At 38.1% G+C, this 21138-nt stretch carries 23 protein-coding genes; 11 read left to right on the forward strand and 12 right to left on the reverse strand.

Translation table 11 applies throughout. The annotated features are described in order from the left end of the window. Positions 1-56 precede the first annotated feature (56 nt). A complete protein-coding gene (locus AB3G38_RS24375; protein ID WP_041884810.1) occupies positions 57-527 on the forward strand; it encodes an Lrp/AsnC family transcriptional regulator in 471 nt (156 codons plus the stop codon). Between the two features lie 70 nt (positions 528-597). On the opposite strand, the gene ung is transcribed toward AB3G38_RS24375, so the two are convergent. Together ung and AB3G38_RS24385 are read right to left on the reverse strand one after the other, a co-directional pair. Next, entirely contained in the window at positions 598-1275 is a 678-nt protein-coding gene (gene ung / locus AB3G38_RS24380; RefSeq protein ID WP_367866294.1) for a uracil-DNA glycosylase, read from the reverse strand. A gap of 7 nt (positions 1276-1282) precedes the next feature. Beyond that, the gene (locus AB3G38_RS24385) at positions 1283-1690 is read right to left on the reverse strand and encodes a thioredoxin family protein (protein WP_367866295.1); all 408 of its coding nucleotides are present in this window, start codon (positions 1688-1690) and stop codon (positions 1283-1285) included. Positions 1691-1881: 191 nt separating this feature from the next. Between AB3G38_RS24385 and AB3G38_RS24390 the strand changes: the two genes are divergently transcribed. Continuing rightward, positions 1882-2421 (forward strand): DUF2892 domain-containing protein, encoded by a 540-nt coding sequence (locus AB3G38_RS24390; protein ID WP_367866296.1) that lies wholly within the window; start codon positions 1882-1884, stop codon positions 2419-2421. 53 nt (positions 2422-2474) lie between these two features. On the opposite strand, the gene AB3G38_RS24395 is transcribed toward AB3G38_RS24390, so the two are convergent. The 6 genes from AB3G38_RS24395 to AB3G38_RS24420 form a co-directional block, all read right to left on the reverse strand. Then, positions 2475-2687: a hypothetical protein gene (locus tag AB3G38_RS24395; protein WP_367866297.1), complete on the reverse strand. Its 213-nt coding sequence runs from the start codon at positions 2685-2687 to the stop codon at positions 2475-2477. 87 nt (positions 2688-2774) lie between these two features. Further along, positions 2775-4496, reverse strand: a complete 1722-nt coding sequence (gene lysS, locus AB3G38_RS24400) for a lysine--tRNA ligase (RefSeq protein ID WP_367866298.1) — start codon at positions 4494-4496, stop codon at positions 2775-2777. 113 nt (positions 4497-4609) lie between these two features. Then, positions 4610-6523, reverse strand: a complete 1914-nt coding sequence (locus AB3G38_RS24405; RefSeq protein WP_367866299.1) for a long-chain fatty acid--CoA ligase — start codon at positions 6521-6523, stop codon at positions 4610-4612. Between the two features lie 134 nt (positions 6524-6657). Continuing rightward, positions 6658-6984 (reverse strand): iron-sulfur cluster assembly accessory protein, encoded by a 327-nt coding sequence (locus AB3G38_RS24410; RefSeq protein WP_068401527.1) that lies wholly within the window; start codon positions 6982-6984, stop codon positions 6658-6660. 35 nt (positions 6985-7019) lie between these two features. Then, the gene (gene iscU / locus AB3G38_RS24415; RefSeq protein ID WP_068401521.1) at positions 7020-7433 is read right to left on the reverse strand and encodes a Fe-S cluster assembly scaffold IscU; all 414 of its coding nucleotides are present in this window, start codon (positions 7431-7433) and stop codon (positions 7020-7022) included. A 75-nt stretch (positions 7434-7508) separates the two neighbouring features. Then, positions 7509-8720 carry an IscS subfamily cysteine desulfurase gene (locus AB3G38_RS24420; protein WP_367866300.1) on the reverse strand — a complete coding sequence of 404 codons (1212 nt, stop codon included), beginning with the start codon at positions 8718-8720 and terminating at the stop codon, positions 7509-7511. Between the two features lie 124 nt (positions 8721-8844). Between AB3G38_RS24420 and mce the strand changes: the two genes are divergently transcribed. The 8 genes from mce to AB3G38_RS24460 all read left to right on the forward strand — a co-directional run bounded on the left by mce (position 8845) and on the right by AB3G38_RS24460 (position 14671). Further along, complete coding sequence (gene mce, locus AB3G38_RS24425; RefSeq protein ID WP_367866301.1) at positions 8845-9249, forward strand: methylmalonyl-CoA epimerase; 405 nt, start codon at positions 8845-8847, stop codon at positions 9247-9249. A gap of 4 nt (positions 9250-9253) precedes the next feature. Next, positions 9254-9541, forward strand: coding sequence for a hypothetical protein (locus tag AB3G38_RS24430; protein ID WP_367866302.1), 288 nt, complete (start codon positions 9254-9256; stop codon positions 9539-9541). Between the two features lie 94 nt (positions 9542-9635). Next, entirely contained in the window at positions 9636-9884 is a 249-nt protein-coding gene (locus AB3G38_RS24435; protein ID WP_041884831.1) for a type B 50S ribosomal protein L31, read from the forward strand. Between the two features lie 128 nt (positions 9885-10012). Continuing rightward, entirely contained in the window at positions 10013-11188 is a 1176-nt protein-coding gene (locus AB3G38_RS24440; RefSeq protein ID WP_367866303.1) for a putative sugar nucleotidyl transferase, read from the forward strand. 124 nt (positions 11189-11312) lie between these two features. Beyond that, positions 11313-12074, forward strand: coding sequence for a triose-phosphate isomerase (gene tpiA / locus AB3G38_RS24445; protein WP_367866304.1), 762 nt, complete (start codon positions 11313-11315; stop codon positions 12072-12074). After that, positions 12074-12913, forward strand: a complete 840-nt coding sequence (gene prmA, locus AB3G38_RS24450) for a 50S ribosomal protein L11 methyltransferase (protein ID WP_367866305.1) — start codon at positions 12074-12076, stop codon at positions 12911-12913. Before tpiA ends, prmA begins: the two co-directional genes overlap by 1 nt. Before the next feature lie 47 nt (positions 12914-12960). Further along, on the forward strand, positions 12961-14313 hold the full coding sequence (gene murC / locus AB3G38_RS24455; protein ID WP_367866306.1) for a UDP-N-acetylmuramate--L-alanine ligase: 1353 nt from the start codon (positions 12961-12963) through the stop codon (positions 14311-14313). Between the two features lie 28 nt (positions 14314-14341). Next, positions 14342-14671: a helix-turn-helix domain-containing protein gene (locus AB3G38_RS24460; protein ID WP_041884843.1), complete on the forward strand. Its 330-nt coding sequence runs from the start codon at positions 14342-14344 to the stop codon at positions 14669-14671. Between the two features lie 45 nt (positions 14672-14716). Here AB3G38_RS24460 and AB3G38_RS24465 read toward each other — a convergent pair whose 3' ends face one another. From AB3G38_RS24465 to AB3G38_RS24480, 4 genes are all read right to left on the reverse strand, one after another. Then, a complete protein-coding gene (locus AB3G38_RS24465; protein ID WP_367866307.1) occupies positions 14717-15844 on the reverse strand; it encodes a GNAT family N-acetyltransferase in 1128 nt (375 codons plus the stop codon). A 78-nt stretch (positions 15845-15922) separates the two neighbouring features. Further along, positions 15923-16123 carry a hypothetical protein gene (locus AB3G38_RS24470; protein WP_367866308.1) on the reverse strand — a complete coding sequence of 67 codons (201 nt, stop codon included), beginning with the start codon at positions 16121-16123 and terminating at the stop codon, positions 15923-15925. Positions 16124-16548: 425 nt separating this feature from the next. Then, a complete protein-coding gene (locus AB3G38_RS24475; protein WP_367866309.1) occupies positions 16549-19494 on the reverse strand; it encodes a sensor histidine kinase in 2946 nt (981 codons plus the stop codon). Then, positions 19484-20254 (reverse strand): LytR/AlgR family response regulator transcription factor, encoded by a 771-nt coding sequence (locus AB3G38_RS24480; protein WP_367866310.1) that lies wholly within the window; start codon positions 20252-20254, stop codon positions 19484-19486. Before AB3G38_RS24480 ends, AB3G38_RS24475 begins: the two co-directional genes overlap by 11 nt. 164 nt (positions 20255-20418) lie before the next feature. Here AB3G38_RS24480 and AB3G38_RS24485 point away from each other — a divergent pair, with 164 nt between their 5' ends. Further along, the gene (locus tag AB3G38_RS24485; protein ID WP_367866311.1) at positions 20419-21129 is read left to right on the forward strand and encodes a ferritin-like domain-containing protein; all 711 of its coding nucleotides are present in this window, start codon (positions 20419-20421) and stop codon (positions 21127-21129) included. Positions 21130-21138: the final 9 nt, after the last annotated feature.

Here is a 21138-nt window from a genome sequence, read left to right on the forward strand (position 1 = left end):
ATTAAATTTGGTAAATAAGGTGTTGTTATTCTACCTTTGGGTTCAAGATCGGAAAAATGGCAGCAGAACTAGATAAGATAGATTTTAAAATACTTAAACTTTTACAAGAAAACGGAAGAATAACCAATTTGCTTTTATCGCAGGAAATTGGGTTGTCACCAGCACCTACTTTAGAAAGAGTAAGAAAACTGGAAATGTCCGGTTTCATTAAGAGTTACCATGCATTAGTGGATGAGGAGAAGTTGGGTTTAGGCATTAAAACGTTTATTCAGGTGCAACTGGACTTCCACAAGAACAATACGATCCAGATATTTTTGGATGAGGTGAACCAGATTAAAGAAATTACTGAATGTCACCATGTGACCGGACAGGCAGATTTCCTGTTAAAAGTATATGTGAGTGATATTAAAGCTTATGAGCGTTTAATTATGGACAAGATCAGTAAAATCAGCGTAGTGAAAACTTTTCAGACGATGATGATCATGTCAACTACTAAGAAAGAGCCGATTGTACCCTTAGAGTATTAAAAGCAATTAGCATTATACCATGAGCGCCTGTTTAAATTGAATCATTTAAATAGGCGCTAATCATATAATGCTAGCTGATTTGCCAGTTAATTGGCTTTTTACCTTCAGCAATCAGAATTTCATTTGTTTTCGAAAAATGTTTACTCCCAAAAAATCCGGTATAAGCAGAAAATGGTGAAGGGTGTGCAGATTTTAATATGGTATGCTTCTTTTCATCAATCAACGCAGCTTTTTGTTGTGCGAACTTACCCCATAGTAAAAATACCAGTCCGGTTTTTTGAGCTGAAAGCTGGCTGATCGCCTGATCTGTAAATGCTTCCCAGCCTTTACCCTGATGTGAACCAGGTTCATGAGCCCTTACGGTAAGGGATGCGTTCAGTAATAATACACCTTCATCTGCCCATTGGGTCAGGTTACCATGATTTGGCATTTTAAACCCCTGGATGTCGGTTTCCAGCTCTTTATAAATGTTTTTTAAAGATGGGGGAGTCGCTACTCCTTTTTGTACAGAAAAAGAAAGACCATGTGCCTGGCCATCTCCGTGATAGGGGTCCTGACCTAAAATCACCACTTCTACTTTGTCAAAAGGAGTATGGTTAAAGGCTGCGAAAATATCTGCACCTTTAGGATACACTGTTTTTCCTGCCTGTTTTTCCTGTAAAAGAAAAGCTTTCAGGTTTTTCATGTATTCTTTTTCAAATTCAGGTTCCAGTACTTTTAACCAGCCTGGTTCTAATGCTGCTGACATTTATATTTTATTTAGTGAGTATTTCAATCATATCGCTTTCCAGCGTAACTAAGGGAGATTCTGTAATTCTGCCGATCTCTTGTTCATTTTCGGTAAAGATGAAAGTGGGAACCTTGTCTATATTCAGGTGATCGGTTAAGCCATCTGCTGCCTTTTTTGATTCATCAACAAAGATCAGTGTAATTTGTTCTGCTAAAAAACCGGCCTGGTCCAGAACTTTATACAGCCGGGGTACTTGTCTTCTGCAGTCTCCGCACCAGGTACCCAGTACGATCATAACCTTTATATGCTGAAGCAATGATTTCAGCTTTTCTACAGCCTCAGGATCGGGTGTGTAGCCAGGATATTCTATAGCATATTGTGCTTTCATTTCCGGAGATTCAAATAGTTTTTCCCGGGCAGCTGTATCTAGCATATTTATTTTGACTTTAGTTTTGGTGTTAAAACCTGACCAGAATTATTATTCCTTGCTGAAGGATGACTCTGGTCAGGTTTTAACAAAGATAAGCATCAGAATGAGATAAATATTTTTAGCATCTGTTTTAAATTTAAATCTGATTTTTGGTATATAAACACGATATTTGCACGAAATAATTAAAAATAGATATGCCAAACATAGTAAGACTTATCGCAGCTTTTGTGATACTGGGGGGTGCGGTAGCACTTATGATTTTCGGTTTTTGGGGTTGGGGAGTTTTAGCTGTATTGATTAGTATACTCATCGTAGCTACTTTTTTCTACAACGAGAACATGCTGCTTGCACAATGGTTTTTACGTAAAGATGATATGCCTAAAGCGGAAAGCTTTTTAAATAGAATAACAAATTATGAAACACAATTGATCAGACCTCAGCATGGTTATTATCAGTTGCTGATTGGTTTGATTGAATCGAGAAAAGCACCCATGCAGTCTGAGAAATATTTTAAGAAAGCTTTGGCATTAGGGATGCAGATGGATCATAATATCGCCCTTGCTAAATTAAGTTTAGCTGGTATTGCGATGGGTAAACGTAATAAAAGAGAAGCTCAGATTTATCTGACAGAAGCCAAGAAAGCGGATAAAAATAAATTACTGGCAGATCAGATCAAACAAATGAAAGATCAGCTGGGCTTGATGGATAAGCAGCAACAAGTAAGATACAGATAGTCTATCAGGAATTAACAGCAAAGAATAAAAAAAGCCACATCATGTGGCTTTTTTTATTTATCATTCAGATTGTCGAAAGCGTCAATAGTTTCCATTGCGCCACGGCTGATAATGTCATCTTCCATACCTTCTTTTTTTCTGCTGAAAAACAATTGTTCAGATTGAATTCTTTTGATAAGCTGACGGATCAGGGACAAATCAAAGGCATCTTTACTTAATTTTATGCAGTATTCGTTTTCAGTTATCTCCAGACTTGAATTATTCATAACATTCAATTTTTATTGTTTGTTAAAAATAGGAAAGGCCTGCTGTAAATCAATACAGCAGGCCTTTAAGTTTTTGTTATGATTATGTTAAGAGAACCAGGCGGTTACCTCTTCTTTGGTCGGCATTGGCAACTCAATTTTTAACTTTTTACGCATACCGCCTAAATCATTAAATACTTTGTTTGCATTGGCTCCCGCTAAATCTTCTATCGTATTGAAACCCATTTTACGGATCACCTGAACCCAGTCTGCCGGGATACCTGCGTTTACAAAATCCTCATCAGTGGTGATTTTTGCTTTTTTCTCCGGTCTCATCTGCGGGAAGAAAAGAACTTCCTGAATCGTAGACTGGTTAGTCATCAGCATCACCAAACGGTCAATACCAATACCTAAACCTGAAGTTGGAGGCATACCATATTCCAGGGCACGGATAAAGTCATCATCCATTGCCATGGCCTCATCATCACCTCTTGCAGCCAGTTTTAACTGTTCTTCAAAACGTTCTTTCTGATCAATAGGATCATTCAGCTCTGTATAGGCATTTCCAATTTCTTTACCCATTACAAAAAGCTCAAACCGCTCTACCAGACCTTCTGAACTACGGTGCTTTTTAGCCAGCGGAGTCATTTCTATCGGATAATCAGTGATGTAAGTAGGCTGGATTAAATTAGCTTCTACTTTTTCACTGAATAATTCATCAACCAGTTTTCCACGGCCCATAGAAGGATCAATCTCTATATTCAGGCTTTTACAAGTTTCTTTAAGCTGTTCTTCAGTCATTGCTGAAACATCGATTCCTGTATATTTCTGAATAGATTCATACATGGTCAGCCGCTCATATGGCCCTGCAAAGTTAATCTCATGTTCGCCAACTTTAACAAGCGGTGAACCGTGAGTGGCTACAGCTACTTTTTCCAGACAGTTTTCTACCATGCCCATCATCCAGATATAATCTTTGTAGGCTACATAGATTTCCATGGAAGTGAACTCCGGGTTATGCGTACGGTCCATGCCTTCATTTCTGAACATTTTTCCGAACTCATATACGCCATCAAAACCAGCAACGATCAGTCTTTTTAAATACAACTCATTCGCAATTCTCAGGTATAAAGGCATATCTAAGGTATTGTGATGCGTATTAAACGGACGTGCTGCTGCTCCACCATGGATAGCTTGCAGGATAGGTGTTTCCACTTCCATCCAGCCCTGCTCATCGAAGTAGGCTCTCATGGTATTGATTACCTTAGAACGGGTGATAAAGATCTGTTTAAAGTCCGGATTTACGGTCAGATCTACATAGCGTTGTCTGTATCTTAATTCAGGATCAGTAAAACCATCAAAGATGTTCCCGTCTTCGTCACGTTTAACGATCGGAAGCGGTTTTAGTGATTTAGAAAGTAATTTGAATTCGGTTACGTGTACTGAAATTTCACCAGTTTGTGTGGTAAAGACATAACCTTTAATCCCGATGAAATCACCAAGATCCAATAATTTCTTGAAAACTGTATTGTAAAGTGTTTTATCCTCCTCAGGACAAAGTTCGTCTCTTTTTAAATAAACCTGGATACGGCCGGTTGCATCTTGTATCTCTACAAAAGCTGCACTTCCCATAATACGGCGGGTCATGATTCTGCCTGCAAAACTTACTTTTTGATAAGCGTCCTTATTATTTTCGTAATTGGCCAGTATATCGGCGGCGTTTGTATTGATTTCATATCCTTCAGGCGGATATGGATCAATGCCCAGTTCACGTAACTGAGTAAGCGCATTTCTGCGCAGTATTTCTAATTCTGATAATCCTGTACTCATAATATGTTATATATTCGGCTTTTGCCGGATAAGCTCTAATTCATCGCTGCCTGAACGCTATGTTCAGGCAGCTGCAAAAATACTAAATTAGAGGCTGTTTTTTTTTAGAATTTTTAATCGGCATCAACGGCTTCTGTATAGAGCTCATTGATCGCTTCAGCGTAGATTTTTTCGACCACTTTACGCTTTATTTTCATGGTAGGCGTGATCTCACCTTCTTCAATGCTGAATGGGTTTCTTTTAATCCTGAAGTTCTTGATCCGCTCAAACTTAGATAACTCATTTGATAATTTCCTGATATCCTGTCCGATCCAGTCTATAATTTCTGGTTCATTGATAAAAGTATCGGGTTGTAGAAAGTAAGCGTCCGGCAGGTTGAATTTTTCCTGCAAGCTTTCTCTGTTCGGGATAATAATCGCGGTCAGATATTCTCTTTTGTCACCAATTAAAAACAGGGAATCTATTTTAAGGCTTTTCAGATAGATGTTTTCTACCGGGGTAGGATAAACGTTCTTTCCGTAAGCATTGACAATCATATTTTTTAAACGGTCAGTAATCTGAAGATTCCCTTTATAGAAACGGCCAATGTCGCCCGTATGGAACCAGTTGTTTTTATCAATTGCTTCAGCAGTTTCTGCCGGTTTATTAAAATAACCCTGCATTACACAATGCCCGCGAACTATAATTTCACCTTCTGCACACTCAAAATCTGCTGCAAAAGATTCATGGGTCTGTATGCTGATCATTTCTTTAGTCTCAATGTGCTGGATAGCGACCTCTATGCCCGGGATAATCCTGCCTACGGTTCCATAAACCTGTCTGTCATATTCTGTAACCGACATCACCGGAGAGGTTTCAGTCAAGCCAAAGCCTTCGAGTATTTTAATGCCCAGATTACCGAAAAATTCACCTACATTTTTAGGAAGTGCTGCGCCACCGGAAATCATAAATTTTAATCTTCCACCGGTTTTCTCCTTTATTTTGCTGAATACCAGTTTCTCCGCAATTCTCTTTTCTACAGCAAGTACTAAACCTGGTGTTTTACCAGCTTCAATTTTGTAACGGTAGTTTTGTCCTGTTTCCAGTGCCCATAAGAATATTTTAGCTTTCAGACCACCTTCAGCTGTACCGCTTTTGATGGCTTTATCATGGATACGCTCTAATAACCGGGGTACACAGCTCATCACCGTTGGTTTAATTTCGGCCATGTTTTTTGCCAGTAATTCCAGACTTTGTGCATAGGCAATTTTACAGCCTTGTGCGCAGCATACATGATAGGTTGCTGTTCTTTCAAAAACATGGGATAAAGGAAGAAACGATAAGAATACGTCTGTTTCGTCAATAATCGGGATCTGCTGCAAACAAACTTTTACATTCTCCACGAAATTGCTGTGAGAAAGCATAACGCCCTTTGGTGTACCGGTTGTACCTGAAGTATAGATTAAGGAAGAAGTGTCTGAAGGACGGACAGTAGCCCTTGCTGCTTTGATTTTAACCTGGTAGGTAGAAACGAGTTCTTTACCTTGCCTGATCAGTTCTTCAAAACTGATAATAGTTTTATTCAGGCCTTCGGGAACAGTCGTTTTAGTATATTCCGCAAAAGCAGGAATGATGTATTGAAGATTTCTGCAATTGTCTGCGATCTTCAATATCTTTTTATAAAGAAATGGATTACCAATCAGGATGGATTTTATTCCGGAGTCATTAATGATATATTCGACTTCCTGTTCGGAGAGGGTAGGGTAAATAGATACATTAATAGCACCAATTTGCTGAATTCCCTGGTCATAATATACATAATCGGGACCATTCTCAATCATGAGTCCCATTCTGTCACCTTTAACTGCGTCTTTTGATAAAAAAAATGCAGCTACCGCATCGGCTGTGTCCAAAGTATGCTTAAATGAGATCTGCTCCCATTCATTATTCTTTTTATGAATTAAGAATGTTTCTTCAGGCTTGTGAATATTTTCTACTACGTTTCTTAATAAGCCGGGAACCGTAGAAAACTCATTGAATGATACCATATTTATTTTTTTGCGATGGCAATAATAAACTTTTTTACATTAAAAACACAATAGGTGTTTTTATAAATAACGGTAAAATTAGCTTAAATCAAAAAAGGGCACCCTAAAGTGCCCTTTTCATATCTCCTGTCAGGTTAAACGGAGAAACTTTCCCCGCAACCACAAGTACGGCTTGCATTTGGGTTATTGAAATTGAATCCTTTACCGTTTATTCCATCTGTGAAGTCAAGTTCTGTACCAGCCAGGTATAAAAATGATTTCATATCCAGCGCGATCCGGATTCCTCTATCTTCAAAAAATTGATCTCCTGTTTTCTCCTCGTTGTCAAAATCGAGATTGTAGGATAAACCCGAACAACCACCACCTTTTACTGAAACACGTAAAAAGTAAGTCGTATCCATCTGAGATTCCTGCATTAAGTTATCAATCTTGGTTTTAGCTTTATCTGTGATCGTGATCATATGCTTTATTGTTTAAATTAAGCCCAGGTATAAATTTAGTGATGTGATTTAGGCAATGCAATTGGTTCCATGCCATTTTTAACACGGTAATCATTGATTGCTGATTTAATCGCATCCTCTGCTAATACTGAACAGTGAATTTTTACTGGCGGCAATGCTAATTCTTCTACGATATCCATGTTGTCAATCGTCATCGCTTCATCTACAGTTTTACCTTTCAGCCATTCTGTTGCTAAAGAGGAAGAAGCAATTGCAGAACCACATCCGAATGTTTTAAATTTAGCATCAGTGATTACATTGTTTTCATCTACTTCAATCTGAAGACGCATCACGTCACCGCACTCTGGTGCGCCAACTAAACCTGTACCTACTGATTTACTGTTTTTATCTAATGTACCAACGTTACGGGGGTTGGTATAGTGTTCCATTACTTTTTCTGAGTATGCCATTTTATTTTCCTCTGAACCTCTCGTTAAAGAGGATTGTTTTTTAATATTTTATTTATAGATGAACCAGCAGGCAGCTTAATGCTCTGCCCATTCAATTTTGCTTAAATCAATTCCTTCTTTAAACATTTCCCAAAGCGGAGAAAGATCTCTTAAGTGATTTACTGCTTTTTTAGTGTTCTCAATAGCGTAATCAATTTCTTCTTCGGTAGTGAAACGGCCTAAACCGAAACGGATAGAAGAGTGTGCAAGATCATCTGAAAGTCCTAAGCTTTTTAAAACGTATGACGGCTCTAATGAAGCTGAAGTACAGGCAGAACCTGAAGAAACTGCCAGATCTTTCATCGCCATCATCAATCCTTCACCTTCTACATACTTGAAAGATATATTTGCTACATGCGGTAAACGATGTTGTGTATTTCCGTTCACGTAACTTTCTTCCATTACAGTCAGTGCACTTTCTAATTTATCTCTCAATGCAGAAAGGCGGGCTGCTTCTGAGTCCATTTCTAAACGGCACAATTCACAAGCTTTACCTAAACCAACAATTCCAGGTACATTTAACGTTCCTGAACGCATGCCGCGCTCATGACCACCACCGTCCATTTGTGCGGTTACTTTAACCCTTGGGTTTTTACGGCGTACATATAATACACCAACTCCTTTAGGTCCGTACATTTTATGTGCACTAAAAGCAAGCAGGTCAATTCCGTCTGCATTTACATCTACAGGTATTTTACCTACAGCCTGAGTGGCATCAGTCATAAACAATGCACCAGATTTATGTGCAATTGCAGCAATTTCTTTGACAGGCTGAACAACACCGATCTCATTGTTACCGTACATAATCGTAACCAGGATAGTTTGCTCAGTCATTGCTGCTTCTAATTCAGCAAGATCAATTAAGCCGTCTTCTTTTACAGAGAGGTAAGTAACTTTTGCACCTAACTTTTCCAGGTGTTTACAAGTATCCAGTACTGCTTTATGTTCTGTAGTTGCGGTAATGATATGATTACCTTTATCCTGATACATTTCGAACACACCTTTAATACCAAGGTTGTCTGCTTCTGTAGCTCCTGAAGTGAAAATAATTTCTTTTTCAGTACAGCCAATCAGCTTGGCAGCCTGCTCACGCGCATAATCAACACCTTCTTCTGCAACCCAGCCAAAGGCGTGGTTACGGCTTGCAGCATTACCAAATTTCGTAGTGAAGTAAGGCAGCATTGCTTCAAGCACTCTTGGATCAAGGGGGGTTGTCGCGTTATTATCTAGATAAATAGGAAGTTCCATTGTATGTAATTTATTCTTTTAATATACAAATGTACAAAAAAAGATTGCCAAAGAATGTAAGAAGCAGCTATGAACATCGGGTGGAAACATGCATTTTTACATTCGCTTAACGTTTAGATAGACCATGAATAAAATTGAACATATAGGTATTGCAGTAAAAGACCTCGATGCGTCTTGTTTGCTGTATGAAAAGCTGCTGGGCACAACTGCTTATAAAAAGGAATCTGTAGCTTCTGAAGGGGTTGATACGGCCTTTTTTCGTACGGGTGAGAATAAAATTGAATTGCTGGCTGCCACTGTCGCGGATAGTCCGATCGCTTCGTTTATTGGGAAAAGAGGAGAGGGGGTTCATCATATTGCTTTTGATGTGGATGATATTTATAAGGAAATGAAAAGACTAAAAAATGAGGGCTTTGTACTGTTGAATGAAGAACCTAAATTTGGGGCTGACAATAAGCTGATCTGCTTTGTGCATCCTAAAGGCACAAATGGAGTACTGATCGAATTGTGTCAGGAAATAAAAAAATGACGGAATGGAGGATATGAAAGTACTTTGCAGCATTATAGGAAATGATTTCGAACTGGAACAAAAACTGTCTGCGGAGCAATTAAGAGTGAAAATGGTGCATGCTTTCTCCTGGTTGCTGGATAATGACATTGCTAAAATGATGCAGATATTATACCGCACAGATGTGAATGAAGAAAGATTAAAATCTTTACTGATCAGCAGGTCTCAACTGCCTTCGGCAGAAGTGATTGCAGATGAATATATTAGCAGGCAACTACAAAAAATTGAGACCAGAAAAAAGTATAGTACATAATTTTTTAATAATGCTTGTAAATAAAAAATATAATTAGGATATTTGCAACCTTCAAAATAAGCGACAAATAAGTACAAATAAGTATATATTCATTATGAAAAAAGATCTTCACCCTTCAAACTATAGATTCGTAGTATTTAAAGATATGTCTAACGAATACTCTTTCTTAACTAAATCTTGTGTTGAAACTAAAGAATCTGTGACTTGGGAAGATGGTAACGAGTACCCTCTTTATAAATTAGAGATCTCTCATACTTCTCACCCTTTCTATACTGGTAAAATGAAACTGGTAGATACAGCTGGTCGTATCGATAAATTTAAAACTCGTTACGCTAAGAAATAATTCTACAGTTATAAGAAATTATTATAAAGTCCCGATGCTCAGCTTCGGGACTTTTTTTATTTTTGCTTATATTATATATAATAAGAGTTTGCGCTCTGCAAATTCTTTGTAAAACAATAACAACACAAATGAACATTAATTTATTTGATGATCAGACTGCTTTATCTTTAAGGCCGCTCACTTTTACGCGGCCTGTGGCCGATCTGCGGGTCGGAATATTAACCATAGCTGAAAAATGGGAAAAGTATACATCAGCTGTTCCAGGATTCTGTACTGCGGTTTATCTTACTGCAAAATATAAAACCCGCAATGATGCGGACACTTACATCAATGGTTCTGTTTGCCCGGACGAAAGTCTTTTTGCTGCGATTGCTGCTTTGCATAGTGGTGAAGTACTCGTTCAGAGAGAACTGATTATAGCTTACAAAGTTAATCCGGGTGAAATCATTAGTTTAGCGCAGGTTGCTTTACTGCGTCCTGTTTCTTATAGCGGTTCTTTTACACGTATTGTATTTCCTGAAGATATATTCAGAAATAATGATGTACAGCTCAGGGCTGACTTTGACCTTTTAACTCAAGGCAGGGTTTCAGCCAGGTTAAGCGCAACCAATACGGTGCTGGGTGATCAGATTTTTATTGAAGAAGGAGTGGAAGCAGAATGCTCCACTTTTAATACGTTAACCGGACCTGTTTACCTGGGTAAAAATACGCAGGTATGGGAAGGCACGCATATCAGAGGTTCTTTTGCTTTGGGAGAAGGTTCCAGAGTAAAAATGGGAACCAAGATTTACGGGCAAACTACTGTAGGTCCTTTTAGTACGGTAGGCGGCGAGATTAACAATGCCGTGATCTGGGGATATTCTGCAAAAGGGCATGAAGGGTACCTGGGCAATTCCGTGCTGGGGCAATGGTGTAATATCGGGGCGGATACCAATAATTCCAATCTGAAAAATAACTATGCCGATGTTAAATTGTGGGATTATGAAAAAACTGCATTCAGACAGACCGGACTCCAGTTTTGCGGCTTAATTATGGCAGATCATGTGAAATGTGGGATCAATACCATGTTTAATACGGGTACTGTGGTTGGTGTGAGTGCAAATGTGTTCGGATCGGGCTATCCGAAGAACTTTATTCCGGATTTTGCCTGGGGTGGATGTGATAGCCTGGCTGTTTATAGCCTTGAAAAGATGTTCGGAACGGCAGAAAAAGTATATGAACGTAAAAATGTTGAGTTTAATCAGATAGAAAAAGATATATTGTCATCGATTTTTGATTTAACTTCAATTTATAGATCTTTTTAGGAGAGTTTGTGTACTTTTATCGGCTATAGGTATAGTTGAGGAATAGTAACTTAATTTAAGCGTCAAAATCCGGGTTAAGTGCCATTGAAATAGGATTACAGTTAAAATAATATTAGATTTAATTATGAGAAAGAAAATAGTAGCAGGAAATTGGAAAATGAATACAGACTATGCAGAAGGTATTTCATTATTTTCAGAAATCGTTAACATCGTAAGAGATGAAAAAAAAGGCGATCAGCTAGCTATCATATGTGCTCCGTTCATTCACTTGAACAGCTTATCAAAATTAGGAGGTGATGTCGTTAAAATTGGTGCTCAGAATTGCCACCAAAAAGAAAGTGGTGCTTTCACAGGTGAAATTTCAGCCAGAATGATCAAATCAGCTGGTTGTGAATATGTGATTGTCGGACATTCAGAACGTCGTCAGTATTTTGCAGAAAGCGATGCTTTACTTGCGGATAAAACTAATATTGCTTTAGCGAATCAATTAATACCTATTTTCTGTATTGGTGAAACATTAGATGAAAGAAACAATGGTAATTTCTTTGAAATCCTTAAAGGACAATTAGAAAATGGCCTGTTCCACCTGAGTCCTGAAGATTTTACAAAAGTTGTAATCGCTTATGAACCAGTTTGGGCTATTGGTACCGGACTCACTGCCACTGCTGAACAGGCTCAGGAAGTACATGAGTTTATACGTGCAGAAGTTGCTGGTAAATATGGGGAAGATGCTGCTGAAGAGACTTCAATTTTATATGGAGGTAGCTGTACACCTAAAAATGCGCCGGAATTATTCGCACAAAAAGATATTGACGGTGGATTAATTGGAGGCGCTTCTCTTAAGTCACGTGATTTTGCAGATATTGTTAAAACTTTTAATTCTTAATGCAGTATATACAAGTCACCTTCAGCTTTACACTTATCCAGGAATATCAACAGGATTTATTAATCAGTGAGCTGGCTGAAATTGGATTCAATACATTTGAAGATACCGAAAATGGTTTCTCTGCTTTTATTGATTTCGATAGCTATAGTAAAGAAAACTTAACCAGATCTCTTCTTCAGTTTGAAGGAGAGTTCGACTACAATTATACCGTAACAGAAATTGCTGCAGAAAACTGGAATGAAGAGTGGGAGAAGAATTTTGAACCACTCATTATCGACGAAACCTGCTATGTAAGAGCAACTTTTCACCCTGTTCAGCCGCAATATAAATATGAGATCGTCATTGATCCGAAAATGGCGTTTGGAACTGGTCATCATCAAACTACAACTATGATGATGCAGTATATTCTGGAAACTGAGGTGACCGGAAAGCATATTCTTGATATGGGTTGCGGGACAGCTATATTAGCTATCCTGGCAGCTAAAAAGGGAGCTGCAGATTTAGTAGCTATTGATAATGATGAAGTTTGTTATCTGAGTGCTAAAGAAAACGCTGCTCTGAACAACATTACTCATATTACTGCTTTATGCGGTGGGAAAGAAGTCATTCCCGCTGCTCAGTATGATATGATCCTTGCGAACATCAATCGTAATATTTTACTGGATCAGATTCCTGTATATGCCAGCGTTTTAAAAAGCGGTGGTGAAATATTTTTTAGTGGATTTTATGAAGATCCGGACCTTCAAATGATTAAGGATGCTTGTACGCCATCTGGCATAAATTACCTGAATCATAAGAAGATCGGAGAGTGGGTAGCCGCACGTTTTAAAAAGGCTTAATAAATAAAAGTATTTTAATTACTTTATTTTTTTTTTAATATTTGAGAATGCGAATACATTTTATAGCTATTGGGGGAAGTGCAATGCACAACCTGGCAATAGCTTTGCATCAGAAAGGTTTTATTGTAAGCGGTTCAGATGATTTAATTTTTGAACCATCGGCAAGCAGACTTTCCAGACATGGGATTTTACCTGAAAAACTGGGTTGGCATGAGGAATCAATCACCGCTGATCTTGATGCGGTTATTTTAGGAATGCACGCCCTTATTGATAATCCTGAATTACTCAGGGCGCAGGCACTTGGGCTAAAGATTTATTCTTATCCTGAATATATTTATGAGCAGACTAAGGATAAACTGAGAGTTGTAATTGGCGGTAGTCATGGTAAGACGACGATTACTTCGATGATATTGCATGTACTTAATTATTACAAAAAAGATTTCGATTACCTGGTTGGCGCACAACTGGAGGGATTTGATACGATGGTGCGTCTTACTGAAGCAGCCCCTGTAATTATTATCGAGGGAGATGAATATTTAGCTTCTCCGATTGACAGAAGACCAAAATTTCATATTTATAAAGCAAATGTTGCAGTAATCAGCGGGGTAGCCTGGGATCATGTAAATGTTTTTCCTACTTTTGAAAATTATTTGCACCAATTTGAACTTTTTATTGATACCATCATGCCTGGAGGGAAGTTATTTTATGCTTCGACTGATCAGGAATTGTGTACTCTTGTGAGGAATAATCCTAAAGAAATTGTTAAAACCGGATACGAAATTCCTGCACACCGCGTTAACGATGGTATAACTTATTTACTGCCTGAAAATTTGCCACTGAAAGTTTTTGGTGATCATAACCTGATGAATTTAAGTGCTGCGAAATTGGTTTGTAAAGAAATTGGTATCAGTGAAAATGATTTTAATTTGGCAATTACCTCATTTAAAGGAGCATCTAAAAGGCTGGAGCTGTTAAATGCAGAGAATAATACAAATGTTTATAAGGATTTCGCACACTCCCCTTCAAAATTAAAAGCTACAATTGAGGCGGTAAAGTCGCAATTTGAGGAAAGAAAATTAGTAGCTTGTATAGAATTACACACATTTAGTAGTTTAAATAAAAATTTTTTACTGCAATATGCAGATACGATGATCCGTGCAGAGAATCCTATCGTATATATAGATATAAAAACATTTCAACAAAAAAAAATTAAGCCTTTCACTGAAATAGATGTTCAAACAGCATTTAATAATGATAAGCTTACTTTTTTTGACAATGCCTCTACTCTTGAGCAATACTTAAGAGGGCTGGATTTTCGCCAGACAAACCTTTTGCTGATGAGCTCGGGTAATTTTGGCGGGATGGATTTAGCCAAAGTGGCACGTGAGTTGAATACTTAAAGAACAAAACACACCTAAATTTATAACAATGAACATCATCGGTAAGAACATCAGACAGCTCCGTCAAAAAAATGGATGGAGTCAGGGCGAAGTAGCTAAAAGATTAAACATCTCTATTCCTGCATTTTCGAAAATTGAAACTGGGATTACAGATATTAACATCTCAAGGCTTGCTCAGATCGCTAATCTTTTTGAAGTCTCTACAATGGACATCATCTCTAAAGAAGGAGAAAATCCTCAATCTGTAAATTTTGAAGAGATCAATAATCTGAAGGCTAAACTATCACTGAGAGAAGAAGAAATCATTAAGCTTCAAAAGAAGGTTATTGATCTTTACGAAGAAATCAGAGAAAAATAGTAAGATTTTAAAAGCCTGTTTAGAAATTCTAAACGGGCTTTTAAATTAATGGACAGTGAAGATTTTTCGCATAGTCAGGTGACGCTTTCCGAAAACAGCACCGGTTGCTTCATGAATAGAAAGCATTTTATCATTGAAGTCTCCCACCCATGATAATTCCAGTTCGTCATACTGATCCAGTGGCAGCACATATTCTTTTAGTTTAATAAATAAGGCGGATTCCAGTCCGTGTTTTTGATAGGCAGTTTTTGTACCCATTACAATGGCTCTCATCCGGTTTACACCTTTCCATCTGCGGTAAACAAATTTCAATTTTTCTATCAAACCTAATTTTCCATGGAAACCTTTGATCATTTGATTCGCATCAGGGATAATAACTACGAATGAAGCTGGTTCTCCGTTCAGGTAAGCGAACCAAATTAGTTTTTCATCCATTATAGCCTCCATCTGTTTAAAACTCTCCTGCAGGGTTTCTTTCTTGATCGGAACAAAGTTTTCAAAGTCTTTCCAGCCATCATTGTAGATTTCCATCAGATCCAGCACATATTTTTCCGCATTCTTTTTAGAGAAGTGTTCAAAGGTATAACCTGGTTTATTCGCTACCCAGGTGGCAATCTTTGTAAAGCGTTCAGGAAAAGGGTTTCTGACAGCAAGGTGATTGGTGATCTGCTGGTAAGAAGTGACGAATCCATAGTTTTCAAAAAAAGCCTGGTAATAAGGAGGATTATAATTCATGCCATAAGACGGGGGAGTGAAGCCTTCTACGAGTAAACCCCAGAAGGTATCATTTTCACCAAAATTAATTGGCCCGTCCATCGCTTCCATTCCTTTTTCTTTTAACCAGGCTTGTGCAATATCAAATAGTTTAAAGGCTGCATCTTGATTATCAATACATTCAAAGAAGCCTATACCGCCTGTTGGTTGTTCATAGTTAAATGCTTTTTTAGTGTTGATGAAAGCTGCGATCCTTCCAATTGTCTTTCCTTGTTCATCTTTTAAGATCCATCGGGTACATTCTCCATGTTTAAAGAAGATATTCTTTTCCGGGTCAAATGTTTTTTCAACATCCTGATCGAGCGGACAGATCCAGTTCTGATCGTTTTGATAGATCAGATGGGGAACCTGTAGAAACGCTTTTTTTGTTGGTGAACTGGAAACGGAAATTAACTGCATTTATTCATTTGGGTTAGAGCACTGATAAAAAAAAAGCATCCTGTAAAAAAGATGCTCTATATAATTTGACAGAATTACTTAGTAAGTATCATCGTCATCGTCTGAATCAAAGTCGTCGAAGGTGTCCAGATCATCTAATGGAAGATCAAAATCATCGTCGTCATCGTCGAAAGTCTTCTTTTTCTCAATAGAGTCATAAGAATTCTCATCATTCATCTCTTTGTCGTGTGCCTGATCATCTAATGAACTTTTCTTAACAGATTTTTTTGGAGTTGTCATTTGTCTTAAATAAAATTACCAGAGTTGTTGATACGTTAAATTTACGAAAAATCTTTTTAAATAGCATCAAAGCTGCTTTTATTGATTTTTTGCTCAATCAAATTTAACATAAAAAGCTTTTCAAAAAAAGAACTTTTTTCAAATTTTGACTGAAGTTTTTCAATAAGTTGCTGATCAGATCATAACAAGCAATAATTCAAGTCAAAAAAAAAGTGGTAAAGCTTTAACTTTACCACTTTTAACACACAAATGAAACCTGAATTGAGATAAGTTTTAGGTTAGGTTAAAAATATCTTGGCCAATTCTATAAGAACGCGTTTTACAAACTTTGTTTGTTTTAATATCTATAACAAGTTTAATGCTATTTTAATTTTAAACGAATAATACTTAGTAAGTGGTAGGTATCTTTGAGTAAACGGTAATATTTACCTGTTTGGGACTAAAATAGAGATAGTTGTGCCTGAATTGCCGTTCTGTTTAATACTGATTTGTATTGGGTTTGCTTCAATCTGGTTAATCAGGTTGATCCTTTCCTGGGTAAGACTCATCCCTTTGCTCTCATGTTTTTCTCTTTTGATAAGTAATGAATTGTCTATTCCCACTCCATCATCTATGATTTGAATCAATAAAGAGGCATCTTGCTGCTGAATCACAATGGAGATTTTTCCGCCTTCTTCTTTAGGCATCAGGCCGTGCCAGATTGCATTTTCTATATAGGGCTGCAAAATCATAGAGGGAATCATCGTCTCATCCTGATCGATGTCCGGGGCAATGTGAATGTTATAAGTAAACTTTTCTCCAAATCTTTTCTTTTCCAGGGTCAGGTAAAGAGACAGGTATTCGATCTCTTCTTCTAAAGAAATAAAGCTTTTGGTACAGATGTCCAGGTTTTTTCTGATCAGCCGGGCAAAACCGGTAAGTATCTTATTGGCTGAGGAAGTGTCTTTGGTATTGATGTAATGTTGAATAGAGTTCATCACATTAAAAACAAAATGTGGATTCATCATCGCTTGCAGGGCCTGTTGTTCGAGCATCAGGATCTTATTTTTGAGCAGGAGCCTTTGTTGTTCTTTATCTTTTTGCTGCTGGGTCACAATGACCGCAATCTTATAAAAACTAAAGCTGGCCAAAAGCAGGATGACGAAAATGAACCACCAGGATTGCCAGAAGTGTGCTTTTAAAACGAAACTTACGGCTACTGGTTTGCTCCACTGGCTGTTGTTTGTTTTTGCACTGAGTTCAAATTTATAGCTTCCAGGTTCCAGAGAAGAGAATTCCAGTCTCCTGTTTTTTGTTTCTGTCCATGGGCTGGCCGATTTTAACCGGTAGCGGTATAAGATGTAGTTGTTTTGAAAGTCAAGGGCACTGTAGTAAAATGTAATGTTATTTGCTGCTGGGGCCAGGTTGAAGGAATCCGTATTCAGGCTCAGTGGCTTTCTGTTATTGATGATCGCGGAGATCAATACTTTAGGCATTTCCTTATTTCTGTCAAAAGGGGTATTAGCAAAGAAAACAAGGCCATGGTTAGTGGCAAAATAGGCGGTATCACGGTCTATATATAAGCCGTTGACATCATTGTCGAGCAGGTTATTGGTGTATTCGAAAGATTCCACGGGATTTTTACTGTTTAGAAAGATCCGGTTTACACCATTAGTAGTGACTACCCAAACGTGGTCTTTTTGGATGAATAGTCTTTTACAGATATTGTTTGCGAGCCCATCTTGACGGGTGATTTGACGGATCAGCAGATTGTTTTTAAAAAAAAGCAGCCCATATCCATCGGTAGCGAGCACAATAGTACCGTCTGGCAATTGCGCGATGTCGTTAATCCTTTTGGTTAACAAAGGGTGGCGCTGATAGTGCCTGGTGAGTTTGCCTGCTGATAATTCGGCCAGCCCGTTCACGTTGGAAAACCATAAGTTATCGTCTTTATCATAATAGACGCGATAAGCTCTGTTGCTGAAGAAGTTTTCTCCTTCTTTATAATTCGATGAAGTAAATGATAGTTTATGGAAAGGGTCATTCATCATGACTACACCAGAGGATAGTGCCAGGGTAAGCTGATTTTTGCTGCTGATACTAAAGCTTTTCAATACAAAACCAGAACTATGCGTTTCTTTCAGGTATTTGATATCCGCAGTATTGGTCTGTTTAGCAGAGCGTATACCTAAGCCGTAGTCTGAACTGAAAAATACTTTTTCTCCGGAAGAATCGGTACTGAGTTGTTTAATGCTGCTGAACTTTTTCTTATCAGGCAAATCAATTGTGCTGATTTGATGTGTTGATTTGTTCAGGATATTAATTTTTCCATTGTCCAGTCCCATCCAGAGATTACCTGAATGGTCTTTAATAATGCTTCTGACGGTATTGTTGCTTAATCCATAACGGTTATCCCGGATATAAACTCTTTTAGACTTTTTAGGTAACATATAGATGCCATTACCGGTGGCAAACCACATATTTTCCCGATTGTCTTTGATCACCTGATTTGTGGTCAGGTTATGCAGGTAATGTGTTTTTACACCATCTGCTTCCAGGTGGTACACTCCTGAATTGGTAGTCAGCCACAGCTCTTTTTGGTTTTCTGCATAAAAATAGCCGGGATTATCTGCCAGCAAAGTGCTGTCGATCTTCATCGTTAGCTGCTGTTGTATACCGTTTTTGAAGTTAAGTCCCTTTTTATCGAGGAAATACATCGTCCGGTTGGGAAGGTTTTTGACAGTTTTATAGGATAAAGAACCGACTTTAAATGTTGTTTTATGAAAGGTTTCTCCATCAAAGATACGCACAGCGTGTGCACTGGATGCCCATATCGTGCCCGACTGGTCTTCGTAAATAAAAGTATTGATAAACTGATTTTCGGGATCGGTAGAGGTGTATTTTTTTAAGGATTGCCCATCCCATCTGGCCAGCAGATTTTTATTGGTTCCAAACCAGATATGACCTTTGCTGTCTTCAAAGAAGGAGGTGACTACGCCATTAAATTTTAAAAGCTGGAGTAATTTGTCATTACTTTCATTGTAAATCACCCCATTTTTAAAGTAGCTGAGCTGACCATTTAAAGAAAAAAACCAGATTCTTCCGGAACGATCTTCGTTCAGCCGGATAATCTGGTTGTCGGGTAAACCGTCATCAATAGAGAAGTTTTCAAATACTTTTCCGTCAAAGCGGCTCACGCCTGCGTCTGAGGCCACCCAGATATATCCTTTTTTGTCCTGAAGGATAAAGTAGCAGCTGTTGCTGGGCAGACCGTCTTTACTGCCATAGTGTTTAATAAAAGTAGTCTGTCCGTAGCCATAAATACCAGAAACCAGTAAAAGGAGTAATAGAATGAGTCCTTTACTACGGAAAGCGCTTGCTTTATTTATCACTGGCAAAATTGGTATATTGTTTAACTTTCTCTGCAAAAATACTTGCTCTGCGTCTTGATACGGCTATTTTCTCTCCATTTTTTAATAAAACTTCCAGGCCGTTTTTTGAGTTGTATTCTTTAAGGTAATTTAAATTTACAATACTGGATTTATGAATGCGGATAAATTGGTCTTCTGGTAAAATCTCTTCGTAATCCTTTAGTACTTTGGATACCGTGATTTTCTCCCTGTTATCGAGATGGAAGATAGAATAATTGCTATCTGCTTCTATATGAATGATTTCATTGAGGTCGATCAGGGTATATCCTTGTCCGTTGGGCAAACTTATTTTCCTGATTTCTGACCGGTCTGCTAAATTATTTGCTAAATTTTTTAAGCGCTCATTCCGGTCGGATTCCTGGTCAATCATACGGATTAATTTTGCTGCTTTTTCTACAGTTTCTTTGAGCTCATCGATGTCGATTGGCTTGAGTAAATAGTCCAGGGCATTAGCCTTAATTGCTCTTAAAGCATACTGATCATAAGCGGTAGTGAAAACGACCTGGGTATTGTTCAGTTTTGCATCTGGAATAAGTTCAAAGCCATTTTTTCCGGGCATAGCGATGTCCAGAAAGATCAGGTCAACCTCATGTAAAGAGAGCAGCTCACGTGCTTCATCTACAGATTTTGCAATCCCGCTGATGTGTACATTTTCGCAATTTTCCTGTAAGAGAAAAAAAAGTGAAGAGCGCGCAAATTCTTCATCGTCTACTATTATCACATTGAACACAAGCCGATATTTTTATAAGGTGAAATTATCAAAAAAATAGGGTAGTCAAGAATTTTTTTAACAAAGTCAAAAACCAAACCAATTTATATGCCGTATGTCACGGTATAATCATGGGGGCCCTCAACTTAGTTGAACCATAATTTAAATCATTTCTTATGAAAAGTTTACAAGGAGAGAAAGAGGTACTGCTTCAGGAGAGCGGTATTCTGACTGCAAAACTGCAACGCAGATCTTTTCTGCAATATGCAGGAGCAGGAGTTGCAGGGGTGGCTTTAATTGCTGCGGGCTGTAAAAAAGACAAAAGTACCCCAGGATTGGATTCAGGTGTGGATTTAGGTAGCGGTGATCCGGGTATCTTAAATTACGCATATGCACTGGAACAATTAGAGGGTGCATTTTATGATGCAGTAGTAAAAAGCCCTTATACAGGCATTCCTGCAAATGAGCTTGCTTTATTAACTGATATCAGAGACCATGAGTTAGCTCACCGTGAATTTTTCAAAAAAGCATTAGGTACTGGTGCGATTGTAAGTTTAACAGTAGATTTCTCCTCAATCAATTTCGCGGACAGAACAAGTGTATTGAATGCAGCTAAAGCATTTGAAGATTTAGGGGTTTCAGCCTATAATGGCGCGGGTAAACTTTTAAAAACGGCAAAATATTTAGAGGTTGCCGGAAAAATTGTTTCTGTTGAAGCCCGTCATGCTGCTTTAATCCGTGATTTGATTTCGAATGGGTCTTTCGCTGATTTAACAGCTGTTGATGCGAATGGACTTGATGGTGCTAAAACACCTATCCAGGTTTTAACCATTGCTAAGACCTATCTTAAAACTGCAATTAACGCGTCTAATTTACCTACTTCTTAATCCGGGAAA

It is taken from the genome of Pedobacter sp. WC2423 (assembly GCF_040822065.1).
Taxonomy (GTDB): domain Bacteria; phylum Bacteroidota; class Bacteroidia; order Sphingobacteriales; family Sphingobacteriaceae; genus Pedobacter.

Coding starts and splice junctions, on each gene's coding strand:
- AB3G38_RS24430 (WP_367866302.1), top strand. CDS start 9,254: ATGGAGGATATGAAAGTACTTTGCAGCATTATAGGAAATGATTTCGAA.
- AB3G38_RS24375 (WP_041884810.1), top strand. CDS start 57: ATGGCAGCAGAACTAGATAAGATAGATTTTAAAATACTTAAACTTTTA.
- AB3G38_RS24435 (WP_041884831.1), top strand. CDS start 9,636: ATGAAAAAAGATCTTCACCCTTCAAACTATAGATTCGTAGTATTTAAA.
- AB3G38_RS24410 (WP_068401527.1), bottom strand. CDS start 6,984: ATGATCACGATCACAGATAAAGCTAAAACCAAGATTGATAACTTAATG.
- AB3G38_RS24420 (WP_367866300.1), bottom strand. CDS start 8,720: ATGGAACTTCCTATTTATCTAGATAATAACGCGACAACCCCCCTTGAT.
- AB3G38_RS24440 (WP_367866303.1), top strand. CDS start 10,013: ATGAACATTAATTTATTTGATGATCAGACTGCTTTATCTTTAAGGCCG.
- murC (WP_367866306.1), top strand. CDS start 12,961: ATGCGAATACATTTTATAGCTATTGGGGGAAGTGCAATGCACAACCTG.
- tpiA (WP_367866304.1), top strand. CDS start 11,313: ATGAGAAAGAAAATAGTAGCAGGAAATTGGAAAATGAATACAGACTAT.
- lysS (WP_367866298.1), bottom strand. CDS start 4,496: ATGAGTACAGGATTATCAGAATTAGAAATACTGCGCAGAAATGCGCTT.
- ung (WP_367866294.1), bottom strand. CDS start 1,275: ATGTCAGCAGCATTAGAACCAGGCTGGTTAAAAGTACTGGAACCTGAA.
- prmA (WP_367866305.1), top strand. CDS start 12,074: ATGCAGTATATACAAGTCACCTTCAGCTTTACACTTATCCAGGAATAT.
- iscU (WP_068401521.1), bottom strand. CDS start 7,433: ATGGCATACTCAGAAAAAGTAATGGAACACTATACCAACCCCCGTAAC.
- AB3G38_RS24405 (WP_367866299.1), bottom strand. CDS start 6,523: ATGGTATCATTCAATGAGTTTTCTACGGTTCCCGGCTTATTAAGAAAC.
- AB3G38_RS24385 (WP_367866295.1), bottom strand. CDS start 1,690: ATGCTAGATACAGCTGCCCGGGAAAAACTATTTGAATCTCCGGAAATG.
- AB3G38_RS24465 (WP_367866307.1), bottom strand. CDS start 15,844: ATGCAGTTAATTTCCGTTTCCAGTTCACCAACAAAAAAAGCGTTTCTA.
- AB3G38_RS24485 (WP_367866311.1), top strand. CDS start 20,419: ATGAAAAGTTTACAAGGAGAGAAAGAGGTACTGCTTCAGGAGAGCGGT.
- AB3G38_RS24395 (WP_367866297.1), bottom strand. CDS start 2,687: ATGAATAATTCAAGTCTGGAGATAACTGAAAACGAATACTGCATAAAA.
- AB3G38_RS24460 (WP_041884843.1), top strand. CDS start 14,342: ATGAACATCATCGGTAAGAACATCAGACAGCTCCGTCAAAAAAATGGA.
- AB3G38_RS24390 (WP_367866296.1), top strand. CDS start 1,882: ATGCCAAACATAGTAAGACTTATCGCAGCTTTTGTGATACTGGGGGGT.
- mce (WP_367866301.1), top strand. CDS start 8,845: ATGAATAAAATTGAACATATAGGTATTGCAGTAAAAGACCTCGATGCG.
- AB3G38_RS24470 (WP_367866308.1), bottom strand. CDS start 16,123: ATGACAACTCCAAAAAAATCTGTTAAGAAAAGTTCATTAGATGATCAG.